The sequence below is a fragment of the Kosakonia sp. CCTCC M2018092 genome, assembly GCF_003864115.1.
In the GTDB taxonomy this organism is placed as follows: Bacteria; Pseudomonadota; Gammaproteobacteria; order Enterobacterales; family Enterobacteriaceae; genus Kosakonia; species Kosakonia cowanii.
The window spans coordinates 3,432,817-3,448,632 of record NZ_CP034225.1; the positions used below are offsets into that span (position 1 = coordinate 3,432,817).

Here is a 15,816-nt window from a genome sequence, read left to right on the forward strand (position 1 = left end):
TCCTTATTGCGCGTTGGGGTGCGCATAGTGCGCCGGGGTTAAGCTCTGCCAGTGTGCTGACAGCCAGTTGTTACAGTCCGCCTGTGACTGCGGCTCACAGATGACGCGCCAGCCTGCGGGCAGCGCGCACTGCGCGGGCCATAAGCTGCACTGCTGCGCGCTGTTTTGCAGAATATAAAACCGCCCTTGCGGATGATCGAAGGGGTTGGTGAACTCCATAGCAAACTCCTGTCGTGGAAAAGCGCCCTGGCGTTACAGCGGCTGCCAGAGGGTGATTAACCCCGCCGTCAGCCCGCCGCGCCAACAAAGCGCATCATGTCCGCCGTCAACCTGACGCCAGAAAACCGGCTGCTGTATGTGTTGTAAGAGGGAAAAAAGGGTTCGATTGGTACGAAAAATCAGCGGCTCGCGCACCCCGGCTTCAAGCACGATGCGCAGCCCCTGCGGGCGTATTTCGCCCTGTTTGAGTTGTTCGATAAGCAGCCCCTCCCCTTCGCCGCCCCGATGGGGCCACCAGTAAGAGCCGGACTGGCTCAGCACGCAGCCAAAGCGCGTCGGCCAGTGCAGCGCGGCATAGAGCGCGGAGAGACCGCCGAAGCTCTGCCCCGCCACCACCGTGCGATCGGCGCGATCGCTGAAGGGGGCAATTTCGCGTACCTGCGGCAGGAGCTCCTCCTGCACTGCCAGCCAGAAATCGGCATTACAGGGCAGCTCCCGGCCGCGTTGAGCGTTATCTATCGCATCGATCAGCACATAGACCGCGGGCGGCAACTGGCGGGTGTTAGTCAGCGCCGCCAGCGCAGGCCACACCGGCATGCTTTCGGCCCAGAACTGACCGTCGAGGAGGATCGCCAGCGGCCGTTCGGTATCCTGCGCCTCGCCGGTGACATAGACCCAGACGCGGCGGCGGTTTTGCAGCCGCTGGCTCTGCCAGTGCAGCAGATGAGGGGGTGTGAAAGGGGTATTGGTTGCCAGCCAGCCAGGCTGAGGCGGGGCATCGGGCATCTCCAGCGCCGAAACCGGATGACCGCGTCCGCCGCGCCAGCTTTGCGCATTCAGCGGGTCGGAAACCGCACGCGGCAGCAGTTTGCGCCACCCTTCACGCAGCGCCGCGCGATCTGGCGGCACGCTGGCGAATACGGCGTCGGCAAAGTCGTTATCCTGCTCAGAGGGGATCAGGCAGTAGCTGCCGCGCCAGCCCGCTTCGAGGGTGGTTTTCCAGCACCAGACATCGCTTCCGGCGATGCGTGCCAGCGATTGCGGCTGCGCCTGTTGATGATGATCGGTCACGCCGGTGATGTAGATCCAGACCTGACGCAGGCGCGAAGTCTGCTCTGTACCGGCAGGATCGCGCCACCAGAAGGTCACTTCATAGCGCCCGTCAGCGGTTTTTACCCACTCCGGCCCCTGTTTTGACGCCCACCAGGCATCGCTTCCCGTCGTTGACGTCACGGTTTAACCCCAAATCGCTGCGGACTTATATTTATCGATCAAATTTATAGATAATATTATTGATAACTATTCTTATTTGCAATAGCGTATTGGCGCGCTGTGGGAAGCGCGTCTTTCACCTAACTCTGCCTGTCGCAGGCCTTTTTTCTCAGGGCTGAGAGAATCGCCGCGCGCGGGCTTCATCACTGCCGTCTCCTCTCCCCTGGGAATGGAGAGTTACGGGGATACGGCAAAGGAACGCAGGTAACATAATGAATAAGAAGATGAAATCCCTGACCTTGCTGGTCAACCTCGGGATCTACGGCGCGGCAATGCCCGTGATGGCGGCGGATGAGAAAAGCGGCGACGCCAGCAGCGCGGACACTATCGTCGTCACGGCGGCACAGCAGAACCTCCAGGCACCCGGCGTGTCGACCATCACCGCCGATCAGATCCGCAAAAATCCGCCTGCGCGCGATGTGTCGGAAATTATCCGCAAGATGCCTGGCGTTAACTTAACCGGCAACGCCACCAGCGGCCAGCGCGGTAATAACCGCCAGATCGACATTCGCGGTATGGGCCCGGAAAACACCTTAATCCTGGTGGATGGCAAACCGGTCACCAGCCGTAACTCGGTGCGCTTAGGCTGGCGCGGCGAGCGCGACAGCCGCGGTGACACCAGTTGGGTACCGGCAGAGATGATTGAGCGTATCGAAGTGATCCGCGGCCCGGCGGCCGTGCGCTACGGTAACGGCGCGGCGGGTGGTGTGGTAAATATCATCACCAAAAAAGATAGTGCCCAGGAGTGGCATGGATCATGGAACGCCTACGTCAACGCGCCGGAGCATAAAGCGGAAGGCGCCACCAAACGCACCGACTTTAGCCTCAGCGGCCCGCTGGGGGATGATGTCAGCTTCCGTCTCTATGGCAACCTGGCGAAAACCCAGGCCGATGCGTGGGATATCAACCGCGATCACCAGTCTGAACGCACCGGGATTTACGCCAATACTCTCGCCGCCGGGCGCGAAGGCTCGATCAATAAAGATATTAATGGCGTCGTGCGCTGGGATTTCGCGCCGATGCAGTCGCTGGAGTTCCAGGCGGGCTACAGCCGCCAGGGCAACCTCTACGCGGGCGATACGCAAAACACCAATAACGACAGCAGCAGCAATAACTATGTGCGCGAGAATTATGGCAAAGAGACCAACCGTCTCTATCGCCAGAACTACTCCGTCACCTGGAATGGCGGCTGGGATAACGGCATCACCACCAGCAACTGGATCCAGTACGAGCACACGCGTAACTCGCGCCTCGGCGAAGGGCTGGCCGGGGGGACGGAAGGGCTGTTTAACAGCAATAAATTCACCGATATCGACCTCTCCGATGTGATGCTGCACAACGAGGTTAACCTGCCGCTGGATCTGCTGGTTAACCAGACGCTGACGCTGGGCACCGAGTGGAACCAGCAGGGGATGAAAGATCTCGGCTCCAATACCCAGGCTTTCCAGGGCGGGGCGATTAGCGGGCTGAGCAGCACCAACCGCAGCCCCTACTCCAGCGCCGATATCTACTCCATTTTTGCCGAAGACAATATGGAGCTGACCGACAGCACCATGCTGACCCCGGCGCTGCGTTTCGATCACCACACCATTGTTGGCGATAACTGGAGCCCGTCACTGAACCTCTCGCAGGGATTAGGCGACGATTTCACCCTGAAAATGGGCATTGGCCGCGCGTATAAAGCACCGAGCCTTTACCAGACCAACCCGAACTACATTCTCTACAGCAAGGGCCAGGGGTGCTACGCCAGCGGCAACGGCGTCGGTTGTTACATGATGGGTAATGACGATCTGAAAGCGGAGACCAGCATCAATAAAGAGATCGGTCTTGAGTTCAAACATGACGACTGGCTGGCCGGTGTGACCTGGTTCCGTAACGATTACCGCAATAAGATTGAAGCGGGTTACTCACCGATGGCGCAAACGGCGGCGGGCGCGACCAAAACCGATATTTACCAGTGGGAAAATGTGCCGAAAGCAGTGGTTGAAGGGCTGGAAGGTACGCTGAACGTGCCGGTTTCTGAAACGGTGGCCTGGAGCAACAACTTCACCTATATGCTGCAAAGCAAGAACAAAACCACCGGCGAGCGGCTCTCCATCATTCCGGAATATACGCTGAACTCAACGCTGAGCTGGCAGGTGACGCAGGATCTCTCTTTGCAATCGACCTTTACCTGGTACGGCAAGCAGCAGCCGAAGAAGTATGACTACAAAGGCCAGCGCGTGACCGGCTCTGCGACGAACGAAGTGAGCCCCTACAGCATTATGGGACTCAGCGGCACCTGGGACGTGAACAAAAACGTCAGCCTGACGGCCGGTGTCGATAATGTGTTTGATAAACGCCACTGGCGCGCGGGCAATGCCCAGAGCACCGGCGGCACTACCGGCTATATGTATGGCGCGGGCGCAGAGACCTATAACGAATCGGGCCGTACCTGGTTTATGGGTATCAACACCCATTTCTGATGAGAGCCTGACCTGCTAAAAAGAAAAGGCCCCGTCATTGCTGGCGGGGCCTTTTATTACTGATTACCTGGGTGTTGAATATCTAAAACTGTTATACCCCGCCCGGCGCTTATCTCCGGCACTCACTCTAAGGTGGTGTTAGCTCTTTGCTGGGGTGAATTCACAATAAGCCATCGGAAAATTCCTAACAAGAGGAAAATAATACCTGTACGTGAATATATGATTTCGATCATACTTTCTTGCTGCTGTTCATCTCCTGGCGTGATGAGCGTCACGATTATTTTTCACCCAGTCGTCAACCTTTTTAAAGGCGTAAAAATGGTGGGCCGGTTAAACAGACACTCTGCCCATCTCTCAGCACGATCGCCGCAAGTGTGCTTATTTTTTGCTTTAGTTGCCTGGAAATGCAGCAGCAGATATTATTTTGCACTGCGGAATTTGACTTAAATTCTGCGGAAGTTTACAAAAGATACCGCCTTTCCCCTATCCGACTTGCGTCTTTGCGGTTTTCGTCCAGGCTTCCCTTTCAGGCGCTGGAAAATTAGCAAGGAGCCGCCCGGTTCAGGTTTGCGCGCCACCGACGTTTCTATAATTTGCAGGCATCTGTGAGTGGAGTATCGAATGTTCTCTTTTGTCGCCCGCCAGGCGATTTTTGATGCAAATATGAACACAGTCGGCTACGAGTTGCTGTTCAGGGACAGTATGACCAACCGGTTTCCTGACGTCACACCGGAGTACGCCACTGCGCAAATTATTGTTGAACAGTTTCTTGGCGCACCGCTGGGGCGGTTAAAAGAGTACAGTGCGATTTTCGTTAACTTCCCGTATGAACTGCTGGTGCAGGGAATGGCGGAAACGCTGCCGAAAGATCGGGTGATTGTTGAGATCCTCGAAACCGCCGAGCCGACGCCGCTGCTGCTGGACAGTATCAAAAAACTCTCCGCGCAGGGTTTTCGCATTGCGCTGGATGATTTCGCACTCGGTGATACGTGGAATGAGTTCCTGCCCTTTATCCACATTATTAAATTCGACGTGCGCAATAATACGCCGGAGGAGATCGGCGGTTATATTCAGGGAAAAGCACATTTGTTGCGTGACACGCTTTTTCTCGCTGAAAAGGTGGAGACACAGCAGGAGTATGAGTGCTACCGAAATCTCGGCTGCACGCTATTTCAGGGCCACTTCTTCAGCCGCCCGGTGATCCATGCAGCCAACAAGCTGATCCAGAACCAGGCGATTACCTTAAGGCTGATGAAAGAGGTGAATGCCGATAAGCCCGATTTCACCCGCATCGAGGCGCTGTTAAAACAGGATCTTGCCCTCTCCTTCAAGCTGATGCGCTATGCGCAAAATATTGTCTTTAACGCGCGCGGGATTAAAAACGTCCGCAGCCAGTCGTTAAAAGATATTATTTTTTACCTCGGTGCCAATGAGCTGCGCCGCTTCGTGCTGGTCTCCTGCCTGACCTCGGTAAATAAAGAGGAGATTGGCGAGATTTATCAGCAGAGCCTGATCCGCGCTAAGTTCTGCGAGCTTGCGTCATCCCACTCCATTACGCGCCACTCGGCGGATGATGCCTTTATCGTTGGTCTTTTTTCGCAACTCGACAGCATTTTTGAAATGCCAATGGCCGATCTGATAGGCCAGATTGATATTTCCGACAATGTGATGATGGCGCTGAAAGCACAAAAAGGGCCGCTCTATCCCTATTTGCACCTGATTGAGCTGTATGAAAGCCATCAGTGGGAAGAGGTCAGCGCGCTGGGCCATCGCCTCGGTTTTCATCGCGGCACGGTGGCGGAGCTGGTCAAAACCGCAACCGAGTGGACGCAGGCGATCCCCTCAACCCGCCGCTGATTTTAGTTTCTTCGTCAAAAGGCCGATGTAATTAGCAGAACGCATCCCTTTGGACGAACACGATGGAATCACTCTCGATATATGGCTACCGCCTCGGCAACGATCATGAGGTGGAATATCTGCCGTTTAAAAAGCGCCTGATTAACCACGCTTCGCCAGGCCAGGCCGACTATTTACGCGCCACCATGGCAAACCTGCTCCACTTTCTGCTCACGCACGCCGTCGGTCGCGTGGTGGCAGACAGAACGCTGCAAACGCAGGTGTGGGAAAATAACGGCCTGAGCTGCTCCAGCCAGCGGCTGTGGCAGGTGATGAATAACCTGAAGCGTAAACTGGCAGCGTTTGATCTGCCCGAGGATTTTATTCTGCGCGTCGAGGGCAGAGGCTATCTGATCCCCGAAGAGAGAGTGCTGCAACTCTACTGCCGCCGAACCTTTTTTACCGCCTGCGAACACGCCTCGCGGGCGTGATGCGTTAATAGCCGACGATGCCCCCTATTTTTATCCGCCTTATCCGGCCATTTATGCTAACGTTGTGCCGCCGCAGGCGATGCGGCACCCTCCACTCCCCCTGCTGGCAAAATTGAATGAGGCTTTATGAGAATTGGTATCGCGTTTCCCGTGCTGGTATTTATTGTCGCCGTGGTATTTCTGACCTGGTTTATTGCGGGCGGCTACGCCACACCGGGCGTTTAATATTAAGAGCTCTCCCGGCAGCGTTATTCAATACGCCACATTACTTGCCGCTCACCCACGTTAATTTGTGATCCTGCTCGCCTTTTGACGGGTGTAGAATGCCGGGCACGCAAGTTCACCGGAGCGGTTAATGAATATCATCGAAATCATCATGTCGGCGGGTCGGGTATCCGTAGATGTCGCCCTCTATACCCTGCTGCCAATCATGGTGGTGATGCTCATCATTATGAAATACCTCGAGGAGAAGGGCGTGCTGGACGCGATTGTCCGCCTTACCTCCCCGGCTCTTAAACCTTTTGGCATCAGCGGGATGGGCATTTTTGCCCTTATTCAGCTTAACTTTGTCAGCTTTGCTGCTCCGCTCGCCGCGCTGGCGATTATGGAGCGACGTGGAACCTCCGATCGTCATCTCGCCGCCACGCTGGCTATGGTCTTTGCCATGGGCCAGGCAAACGTCTTCTACCCTCTTACCCCCTTTGGTCTGCACTGGGGCGCGGCGATTGGCATTTCGCTGATTGGCGGGCTGGCGGCCTCGTCGTTTACCTATTACCTTGCCGGGCGCAGGCTCTCCAGCGCCACGCTGCGTGACGAAGAGGGTGAGCTGGCGCAGGAGAAGCCGCGCGCCGGGTTAATCGCGGTGATTAACGGCGCGGGTGCGGATGCGATCCGCTTATCGCTCGGCTCACTGCCGATGCTGCTGCTGTCGCTGACGGTGGTCGGGATATTAAAAGCGGCGGGCGTGGTGGAAGCGCTGACTTCGCTACTGACGCCGCTGATGTCTTTCTTTCACATCTCGACGGTCTACGTGTTGCTGACGCTGACCAAATGTCTGGCTGGCGGTACCGCTTACTTTGGCGTTGCATCCGAGATGGCACAGCACGGGCAGTTGACGGCGGCGCAGATTAACGCCTCGGCGGGCTTTCTGATACAAACCCTCGATCTGCCGGGGATCGGGATTTTTCTCGGTATCGCCAGCCGTTTTGTACGCCTCTTCCGCTTCGCGCTCGCGGGCGCGATTGTGGGCATTCTGCTGCGTACGCTGCTGCACGCGCTGCTGTTTTAAACCTCACCTGGCCGTTAAAACTTCGACCTTCTCCCCTTACCGTCAGGCTGGCTACAAATGAAGCAGGTTGTGCTATTTTTGGGAGGGGCAAGAGGGGAGGACAGGGTATGAAGTTCAATGATGAGCTCACGGGACTCATTGGATTAGCCATTGGTGCAGCGGTGATTGGCCTGGTTGCGGCGCGCGAGTCTCTCAGTCGGGACAATATTGTGCGTGAAATTGAGCGGCAAGGACGGGACCGGGGAGATGGCGTTGAGGAAGAGGTGTTTCTCAAAGCCGCGGAGCTGGTCAGTAAAGGCGTGTAGCCACGCCCTTTAATCACAACAGGCGAGTTTGTCACAGCGGCAAACTCGCCTGTTTGTTTCTATTTCACCGTCCCTTTAACACCGTGCGGCTCAGCGCGCTGATACTGCGGGGCAATATTGACGGCACCGCCCAGTTTTGCGGCAGCGTGCCACGGCCAGCGCGGGTCATAAAGCATGCCGCGTGCCAGCGCCACCAGATCCGCCTCGCCTTGTTGCAGAACCGTTTCTGCCTGCTCTGCTTCGGTGATCAGCCCTACGGCAATAACCGGCATCTTTGTCCTTTCGCGCAGCGCTTTGGCAAACGGCACCTGATAACCCGCTTTTACGCTGATCTGCTGTAGCGGAGAGAGCCCGCCGCTGGAGACGTGCACATAGTCGCCGCCGGCCGCTTCAATCTGTTCGGTGAGCGCTGCGGATTGTTCGATATCCCAGCCCCCCTCCACCCAGTCGGTAGCCGACAGGCGGAGCCCGACCACAACGGAAGCCGGAACCGCTTCACGCACTGCGCGGAACACTTCCACGGTGTAACGCAGGCGGTTTTCAAGGCTGCCGCCATATTCATCGTCGCGTTCATTAGAGAGCGGCGAGAGGAATTGATGCAGCAAGTAGCCATGCGCCGCATGGATCTCAATGACCTCAACGCCAAGCTTCACCGCGCGCAGGGCGCTGTCGACAAAACGCTGCTTCACGCGTGCCAGATCCGCTTTGCTCATCGCATGCGGAGGTCGCTCTGTTTCGTCATAAGCCTGAGCTGAGGCAGAGAGTGTTTCCCATCCGCCCTCCTCCAGCGATAGCTGGTTACCGCCCAGCCACGGCGCGCTGGTCGAGGCTTTACGCCCGGCGTGACCGAGCTGAATACCGATTTTGATCGGTGAGTAGCGGCGAATATCCTCCAGCACCACGCGCAGCGCCTCTTCGGTGGCATCGTCCCACAACCCAAGATCCTCTGGCGAAATGCGCCCTTCCGGCTCAACGGCGGTTGCTTCAATAATCAGTAGCCCCGCCCCGGAGAGCGCAAGGTTGCCGAGATGAATGCGATGCCAGGCGGTCGCTTTACCTTCGTCAGCCGAATACTGACACATCGGTGCGATCACAATACGGTTATCCAGCGTCACACGCCCAAGAGTCACTTCTGAAAATAATTTGCTCATATCTCATCCTTTTCCGGCTTCGTTTACTGCACAACTGCAAGCATTTGCGCGCAGTAAAGAGAAGAAACTGTCAGCCAATTACCATAGCTTGTCTTTGGCGGGATGTGCCGTTAGTGGCAGGCTGAACGATATTCAGGCAATCAATGGTTTGGTTAACTTTATGAAAGCTAAGTTGAAAATAATTTTCTGTTTTTGAGATAAAACCGCATATATCGCGACACACAAGGGGACAATATCCTGCCGCTGAGGGGGTTATTATTGCGCTGAGTCGTTTTTTAACCGCCAGCGCAAGGCAAAAGATGCCTGAATTTTTTTCAGCATCAGCGCAATCATATAGCGATCTTTATTGCAATGGTGATTAAAAGGCGGCGAGCAAATATCTTCAGCCAGGCAGTACGAAGTATTAACACTGACTATTGCACATTAACCTGAGCCGTTCCCAGCGAAGAAAGATCTGAAAGTGAGATTTTGCCGCTAACTGAGAATATTCTCAGTTAGGATGGATATAAGTGAAACTTTCTGTCGCTTATTGCGACGTTGTTGAACAAAGCACATACGCAATGTTTAAGTAATCCTACAGTGTTGCTGAAATCGCTTCCCTTCTAACCTATAAGCTATTTTCTTAATACCACTTAAGTTTCAACCAGGGCTTAACTTAAAAATAACCCTTAAATGACCCTGCCTTTATCGCGGTCCGATCTTACTAAATTTCTTAAGGCAACATAGCTACCCAACATCAAGGGTTGCAATTTCCTCACGCTATTTGATAAAACACATAATCCTAAGTTGATTTTTATCTCTTTATCACTAAAAATTAATTCCGATCGATTTTCATTTACCCGCACACGGAGTGACATCATGTCAGAAGCACTTAAATCGTTAAATAACATTCGCACTCTGCGAGTTCAGGCGCGTGAAGTTACGCTCGAAACGCTGGAAGAAATGCTGGAAAAATTGTCCGTGGTTGTAGAAGAGCGCCGCGAAGAAGAATCTTCTTTACGTAAAGAGCAGGAAGAGAAAGAAGCTAAACTGGCGGCATTCCGTCAGAAGTTGCTGGATGAAGGTATCGACCCAACCGAACTTTTATCCTCTTTGAAAGGTCAGGCGACTAAAACCAAATCCGTTCGCGCACCGCGTCCTGCTAAATATAAGTATATTGACGAAGACGGCACCGAAAAAAGCTGGACCGGCCAGGGCCGTACGCCGAAAGTCATCGCGAAGGCGCTGGAAGAAGGCAAAAAGCTGGAAGACTTCTCCATCTAAAAGGCAGGGCGATAATAATATCGCCCTCTTTTTTATCTGCTCTGCAACGTCCTCATTTCCTTTGCAAATACGGCATTACACCTGTTTTTATCAGGGTTTTAGTAAATAGTGCCTGCGCAGATCTCCCTCTTTCCCTGTCGCCAAAAATTTATACTGCTAATGCAGGACTTCGCTCACCGCTACGCGAGCGCGGTTTTTCGCTGGCATCTAATGTGCGCCAGGCTTCGCTATTCGTAATGATGACAGGCGTTACCGTGTCATAACCTTCCGCGGCGATAGCCAGCAGGTCGAATGTCATTAATAGTTGTCCCTGTTTTACCGCCTCTCCCGTTTGTACCTCGACACAAAAATAGTTCCCGCCCAGCTGCACAGTATTAATCCCGACGTGAATCAGGATCTCTGCCCCGGCGTTAGAGCAGATGCGTATTGCATGCCTGCTGGCATATGTGGTGGCGATATAACCATCCACCGGCGAATAAACGCGTCCTTCATCCGGAATAATCGCAAAACCCGGCCCAACGCTGCCTGCAGAAAAGACGCCATCATTGACCTGGGCAAGTGAGATCACCTCGCCTGAAACCGGGGCGATAATTTGCTCTGTAATATCAGAAACCGGTTTCGGAGAAGGCGGAAGACGCCTTACTGCTATATTTTCTCCGCCTGAAGATTCCACCTGGCTCACCGGCAGCGAACTCTCTTCAACCCATGTCAGCAGGATTAATCCCAGGCTGCCTACAAATGCGAGGCTGCACGCAAGAATAAAGGTGATAAACCCTTCGCCATAAAAAACCGGGAATGTCAGTAGCCCGGGCATTGCCATAGTGATAGCAAAACTTTTGCCGTAGCCAACCATTGCACCGCCAAATGCCGTGACCACCAGCACGCATATAAACATTTTCTTACGTTTTAACGTTACGCCATAAATAGCCGGTTCGCTGAGACCAAAAAGCGAAGGAATAATTGCGCTGCGGGTCAATGCTTTCAATTTAGTGTTACGGGTACGCAGATTGACCGCCAGCAACATAGCGGAGCAGGCAAATATTGCCGGGCCGCACGCCGCCAGCAAAAAACTCTGCCCCATCACCGAAATATCATTAATAAAAAGCACAATAAATGCCTGATGAATACCGAACATCACCAGCAGCGGCCAGGCGGCCGCCATTAGCACGCAGGTAAAAATGGGGCTGAAGCTATAAAGCGCACTAAATAGTGCGCTAATTGCCTGGCTTATACTCACCCCCACCGGAAAGAGGAGCAGTAAGATTAAGGGCACGACAATAAGAATCAGGAAACAGGGCGTCACTGTGGCGCTTTTTGCCGCGTCAACATAGTGATCGATCACCCGCTCAACGCGCGCTATTAACCAGACACTGGCAATGACCGGGATCACCGCGCCGCTACTGTTCATTATCCTGAAGGGTAGTCCCGGAAAAGCCTCTTGTTGCCCGCCTGCCGAAAGCCCGATGCCCAGCGGCGAGAGAGAAGCGCCCGCCATCGCGACGGCAATAAACAGATTGGCCTTAAATTTACGTGCGCAGAGGATTGCGAGAAAAATGGGCAGAAAGTTGAAAGGGCTTTCGGCAATGGCAAACAGAGTAGCGGCACTTTGTCTGCCAGGGTTCAGCCATCCGGCATCGACACAGATGATGAGAATACCTTTCAGGATCCCTGCGGCCATCATGATGCCCAGAAGCGGCATCGTTATATCGGCCAGACCATCGAGCCACCTCACCAGCTGCGCGCAGCCCGCCCCTTCATACTGCCCGCTCTTTTTTTCAGTGCCGATTAAACCGCAGCGCACGCTCAGAGCGTGGAACACTTTCGCCACGCGATTGCCAATAACGACCTGTAACCGATCGCCCTCACTTACAACGGTGAGCACGCCATCCAGCGCCCTGAGCTCCGCCAGTTTCACTTTACGATTATCGATAACGGTGATGCGTAAGCGCGTTGCGCAATGGATTACCGTTACGACGTTACTTTCGCCCCCCACCATCCGCAGAATATTGTCTGCCAGAACCGTGCAATTCATTCTTCTTCTTCCGTTTTATCAAACAACCTGAAACGTCGTTTGTCGCCGCTGTCCTTTGACGAGTGAGCAAAAGGGCCATCGCAGTGCAGCGATGACCGTTTGTAGCGTAACAAGGGATACCTGACTAAATCGGCTCGCTCAGCGTGGCACCGTTGCTATGGATCACATCGCGATACCAGTAAAAGCTTTTCTTGCGCTGACGCGTCAGGCTGCCGTTACCGCCATCGTCGCGATCGACGTAGATAAAGCCGTAACGTTTTGACATCTGCCCCGTTCCGGCGCTCACCAGATCGATCGGCCCCCAGCTGGTGTAACCAAGCAGTTCAACGCCATCTTCAATCGCCTCGCGAACCTCCACCAGGTGGGAGTGAAGATAGTGAATGCGATAGTCATCCCGAATCGAACCATCCAGCTCCGGTACATCTTTCGCTCCAAGGCCGTTTTCCACGATAAAGAGCGGCTTACGGTAGCGATCGTAGAGTTCGTTGAGCAGAAAACGCAGGCCCTTAGGGTCGATCTGCCATCCCCACTCCGACGCAGAGAGAAAGGGGTTGGGGATCATATTGAGGAGCGTGCCGTGGCCGCGCTGATAGAGGTCGGGCCGTGCTGCCGCACAGCCGCTCATGTAATAGCTGAAGGAGACAAAATCGACGGTCTCTTTGAGATCGTCCCTGTCCTGTGGTGTCACACACAACGCAACGTTATTTTCGCGAAAATAGCGCGCAATCCAAGCCGGGTACTCCCCTCGCACCTGAACATCGCCGAAGAAAAGCCACTCGCGGTTCTCCTGCTGCGCTTGCAAAAGATCCTCCGGTTTACAGCTGATCGGGTAGCGTACCGCCCCCAATAGCATGCAGCCGATCTTCACATCCTCAATGATTTCATGGCACGCTTTGACGGCCCGCGCACTGGCGACCAGCTGATGATGAAGCGCCTGATAAATCTCCTGTTTACTGCGCTCACCCATCAAGCCTGCGCCGGTAAAAGGGGCGTGCAGCGCCATATTGATCTCGTTAAAGGTGAGCCAATATTTCACTTTATGGCGGTAACGGGTAAACACCGTGCGCGCGTAACGTTCAAAAAGATCGATAACCTGCCGGCTGCTCCAGCCGTCATACTTTTTCACCAGACCAAAGGGCATTTCATAATGTGAAAGGGTGATCAGCGGCTGAATTCCGTGCTGCGCCATTTCATCGAAAAGCCGATCGTAGAACGCCAGCCCCTCCTCGTTTGGCTCCGTTTCATCACCGTTCGGGTATATTCGCGCCCAGGCAATCGAGGTGCGCAGGATGGTAAATCCCATTTCAGCGAAGAGTTTTATGTCCTGCGGGTAGCGGTGGTAAAAATCAATGGCGATATCTTTGAGATTGCCATTTGTGCCCGGGCGCACGGCAATCTCGCTATCGATTCCCCCGGGTTGCAGATCGGCGGTTGAGACGCCTTTTCCCCCCTTATTCCATGCGCCCTCGATCTGGTTGGCAGCGACCGCTCCCCCCCATAAAAACCCGTCGGGAAATACCATTTTCATCGCTTCTCTCTCCTTGTTGTCATAGCGCCTCGACGCGGAACGTCGAACGACAGGCGAAAAAAAACCTGATTCCCTTAATGCCAGGCAGGCATTAAGGGGATCAGGTTTCGCTCGGTTTATTGATGGCGATCCGGGTGGACTTTTATAACGAATCCCATTATTTGGCTCAAGCGCTCAAAACGGGAAATGTGATGATAATCAAGGATGAGAGGGAGAGTAAAATAACGATAAATTGATGAAGACGCCCATTCGGGCTGCTTCATCAATGCGGGGGTAAAGCGTTAATCTGCTTCTAACGCATCCTGGATAGCATCGGCAAGCGTAGCGACTTCTTGCGAGACATTACGTAAATCCATCTGGCTGCGAATACCAGAATTTGCCGTGGTTGCAGAGACGGCCGCTTTCGAAATTTCCAGTGCTGCCTGTACGGCCAGTAACCGTTTTCTGTTTTCCAGCGCGTCATTGCCGGTCGCGCCATCGAGATCAAAATATCCTTCTAACACTGTTTGCTCCTCAAATTTCATTTCCAGTGGTCGGATATAACACCATCAGGTGCAGCAGGATGCAATCACATCCCTTTAAGATGTGAATAAAAACACCGCCTGGCAGGTAAAGGGGTAAAAAAAAAGCCGCTCGGGCAGAGCGGCGCAGAAACATTATCAGGGTTAATAGGGGTTAATGATGATAGCTAGTCAAATCATAGCGTTATATTAAAACCCTGGCACAATATTGAGATTTATCCTGGAGGCGTCTGAGAGCTAAATTATTAATAAAGATAATGATATCGAGCTATGCGCAGCAGAATCGTGTATGGTTGCCGGCCATTCATCAGGAAAAAATCTATGTCACAACGCAAAGATGCCAAAAGCCGCCGTAACTACCTCGTAAAATGTTCCTGCCCTCACTGCTCACAACATTCCGAACACAGTTTCTCCCGCGTCCAGAAAGGGGCAATGTTAATGTGCCCGCACTGCAGCAAAATTTTCCATCAAGATAAAAACGCCCTCGCTCAGGCGACAAGCTGAGTCTTCTCTCACCTTGGGTGAGAGAAATAAGGCCCGCACGGGCGGGCCTTAAAACATGTGATTTAAGAAAAAAACGTCACGATTATGCCTGGTGCTCAATCACCTTCTGGCTATTCTCAATAGCGATTTTGCGGGGTTTTTCACTCTCCGGGATCTCCTGGTAAATGGAGACCTCCAGAATGCCGCTCTCTAATTTCGCGTTGCTCACTTTGGCATGATCGGGCAGCGAAAAGCTAAGGCGGAAATCCGCACGCCGTATGCCTTTATAGATCCAGCCCTGCTCCTCCTCGGAAGCCTCTTCACTGCGCTTACCGGAAATATGCAGGTTGCCCCCTACCGTCTCGATTTCCAGCTCCTCCTCCTTCCAGCCAGGCACGCTGACGTGCAGCAGGTAGTTATTGGCATCGACTTTTTTCAGATCGTAGGCAGGCGTCGCCGCCACAGGCGTGTTGCCGGTGAGCTGGCTAAAAAGCGAATCAATACGATTAAAACGATCGGCAAAAAGCGAATCTGAAAAGCCAGGGAGTGCTGACAAGGTTCTGAGTGCCATAAGTTAACCTCCTGAATAATCAATTCAAAAGCTCAAGTTAAAGGCAAGCCTTGCTTGTCCGCTAATAAAAATAATGCCATCGGAACGTTTTTCAAGAGTGGGTAAAAATTTTTTTTGCGGCTGTGCAATGTGCAGAAAAAGCAGTGGGGGAAAACCGTACGCGGTCCCGGGAGCGGCGGGAAGATGGTACGCCCTACAGGGTTCGAACCTGTGACCTACGGCTTAGAAGGCCGTTGCTCTATCCAGCTGAGCTAAGGGCGCATTACGCGAATGCCACCACCTTTACGGTGGAAACGCCTGGAATTATACGGTGAGCACCAGGTGAGTCAATGTATTTTAGGCTGGTTGCCTGCGAAGTGAACGCGCCTGCGCGTTTTCCCGGCAATCCGCC

The 15,816-nt window shown here is 53.8% G+C and carries 15 protein-coding genes and 1 tRNA gene; 8 read left to right on the forward strand and 8 right to left on the reverse strand.

All coding sequences use genetic code 11. The annotated features are described in order from the left end of the window. Positions 1-3: 3 nt before the first annotated feature. Positions 4-219 (reverse strand): MbtH family NRPS accessory protein, encoded by a 216-nt coding sequence (locus tag EH164_RS16380; protein ID WP_124969262.1) that lies wholly within the window; start codon positions 217-219, stop codon positions 4-6. Between the two features lie 33 nt (positions 220-252). After that, complete coding sequence (gene fes / locus EH164_RS16385) at positions 253-1,452, reverse strand: enterochelin esterase (protein WP_124969264.1); 1,200 nt, start codon at positions 1,450-1,452, stop codon at positions 253-255. A 251-nt stretch (positions 1,453-1,703) separates the two neighbouring features. Between fes and EH164_RS16390 the strand changes: the two genes are divergently transcribed. The 6 genes from EH164_RS16390 to EH164_RS16410 all read left to right on the forward strand — a co-directional run bounded on the left by EH164_RS16390 (position 1,704) and on the right by EH164_RS16410 (position 7,876). Further along, positions 1,704-3,956: a TonB-dependent siderophore receptor gene (locus EH164_RS16390; protein WP_124969266.1), complete on the forward strand. Its 2,253-nt coding sequence runs from the start codon at positions 1,704-1,706 to the stop codon at positions 3,954-3,956. A gap of 621 nt (positions 3,957-4,577) precedes the next feature. Then, complete coding sequence (locus EH164_RS16395) at positions 4,578-5,813, forward strand: EAL and HDOD domain-containing protein (RefSeq protein WP_124969268.1); 1,236 nt, start codon at positions 4,578-4,580, stop codon at positions 5,811-5,813. Between the two features lie 62 nt (positions 5,814-5,875). Further along, on the forward strand, positions 5,876-6,283 hold the full coding sequence (locus tag EH164_RS16400) for a helix-turn-helix domain-containing protein (protein ID WP_124969270.1): 408 nt from the start codon (positions 5,876-5,878) through the stop codon (positions 6,281-6,283). A 126-nt stretch (positions 6,284-6,409) separates the two neighbouring features. Beyond that, complete coding sequence (locus EH164_RS22605; protein WP_023479085.1) at positions 6,410-6,508, forward strand: YoaK family small membrane protein; 99 nt, start codon at positions 6,410-6,412, stop codon at positions 6,506-6,508. 130 nt (positions 6,509-6,638) lie between these two features. Then, the gene (locus EH164_RS16405) at positions 6,639-7,571 is read left to right on the forward strand and encodes a nucleoside recognition domain-containing protein (RefSeq protein ID WP_124969272.1); all 933 of its coding nucleotides are present in this window, start codon (positions 6,639-6,641) and stop codon (positions 7,569-7,571) included. 107 nt (positions 7,572-7,678) lie between these two features. Further along, positions 7,679-7,876, forward strand: coding sequence for a hypothetical protein (locus tag EH164_RS16410; protein ID WP_124969274.1), 198 nt, complete (start codon positions 7,679-7,681; stop codon positions 7,874-7,876). 59 nt (positions 7,877-7,935) lie between these two features. Here the strand turns inward: EH164_RS16410 and EH164_RS16415 are convergent, their stop codons facing one another. Further along, positions 7,936-9,027, reverse strand: a complete 1,092-nt coding sequence (locus EH164_RS16415) for an NADH:flavin oxidoreductase/NADH oxidase (protein WP_124969276.1) — start codon at positions 9,025-9,027, stop codon at positions 7,936-7,938. Positions 9,028-9,885: 858 nt separating this feature from the next. Between EH164_RS16415 and EH164_RS16420 the strand changes: the two genes are divergently transcribed. Then, the gene (locus EH164_RS16420; RefSeq protein ID WP_023479043.1) at positions 9,886-10,290 is read left to right on the forward strand and encodes an H-NS family nucleoid-associated regulatory protein; all 405 of its coding nucleotides are present in this window, start codon (positions 9,886-9,888) and stop codon (positions 10,288-10,290) included. Between the two features lie 148 nt (positions 10,291-10,438). Here EH164_RS16420 and EH164_RS16425 read toward each other — a convergent pair whose 3' ends face one another. The 3 genes from EH164_RS16425 to EH164_RS16435 all read right to left on the reverse strand — a co-directional run bounded on the left by EH164_RS16425 (position 10,439) and on the right by EH164_RS16435 (position 14,353). Continuing rightward, positions 10,439-12,322 (reverse strand): glucose PTS transporter subunit IIA, encoded by a 1,884-nt coding sequence (locus EH164_RS16425; RefSeq protein ID WP_124969278.1) that lies wholly within the window; start codon positions 12,320-12,322, stop codon positions 10,439-10,441. Positions 12,323-12,446: 124 nt separating this feature from the next. Beyond that, positions 12,447-13,850, reverse strand: coding sequence for a glycoside hydrolase family 1 protein (locus EH164_RS16430; RefSeq protein ID WP_124969280.1), 1,404 nt, complete (start codon positions 13,848-13,850; stop codon positions 12,447-12,449). Between the two features lie 281 nt (positions 13,851-14,131). Then, positions 14,132-14,353, reverse strand: a complete 222-nt coding sequence (locus EH164_RS16435; RefSeq protein ID WP_023479079.1) for a hypothetical protein — start codon at positions 14,351-14,353, stop codon at positions 14,132-14,134. Between the two features lie 339 nt (positions 14,354-14,692). Between EH164_RS16435 and EH164_RS22795 the strand changes: the two genes are divergently transcribed. Beyond that, on the forward strand, positions 14,693-14,875 hold the full coding sequence (locus tag EH164_RS22795) for a YnfU family zinc-binding protein (protein WP_023479047.1): 183 nt from the start codon (positions 14,693-14,695) through the stop codon (positions 14,873-14,875). An 82-nt stretch (positions 14,876-14,957) separates the two neighbouring features. On the opposite strand, the gene EH164_RS16445 is transcribed toward EH164_RS22795, so the two are convergent. Then, the gene (locus EH164_RS16445) at positions 14,958-15,425 is read right to left on the reverse strand and encodes an Hsp20 family protein (protein WP_023479051.1); all 468 of its coding nucleotides are present in this window, start codon (positions 15,423-15,425) and stop codon (positions 14,958-14,960) included. Between the two features lie 184 nt (positions 15,426-15,609). Continuing rightward, positions 15,610-15,686: transfer RNA gene (locus tag EH164_RS16450), tRNA-Arg, on the reverse strand. Positions 15,687-15,816: the final 130 nt, after the last annotated feature.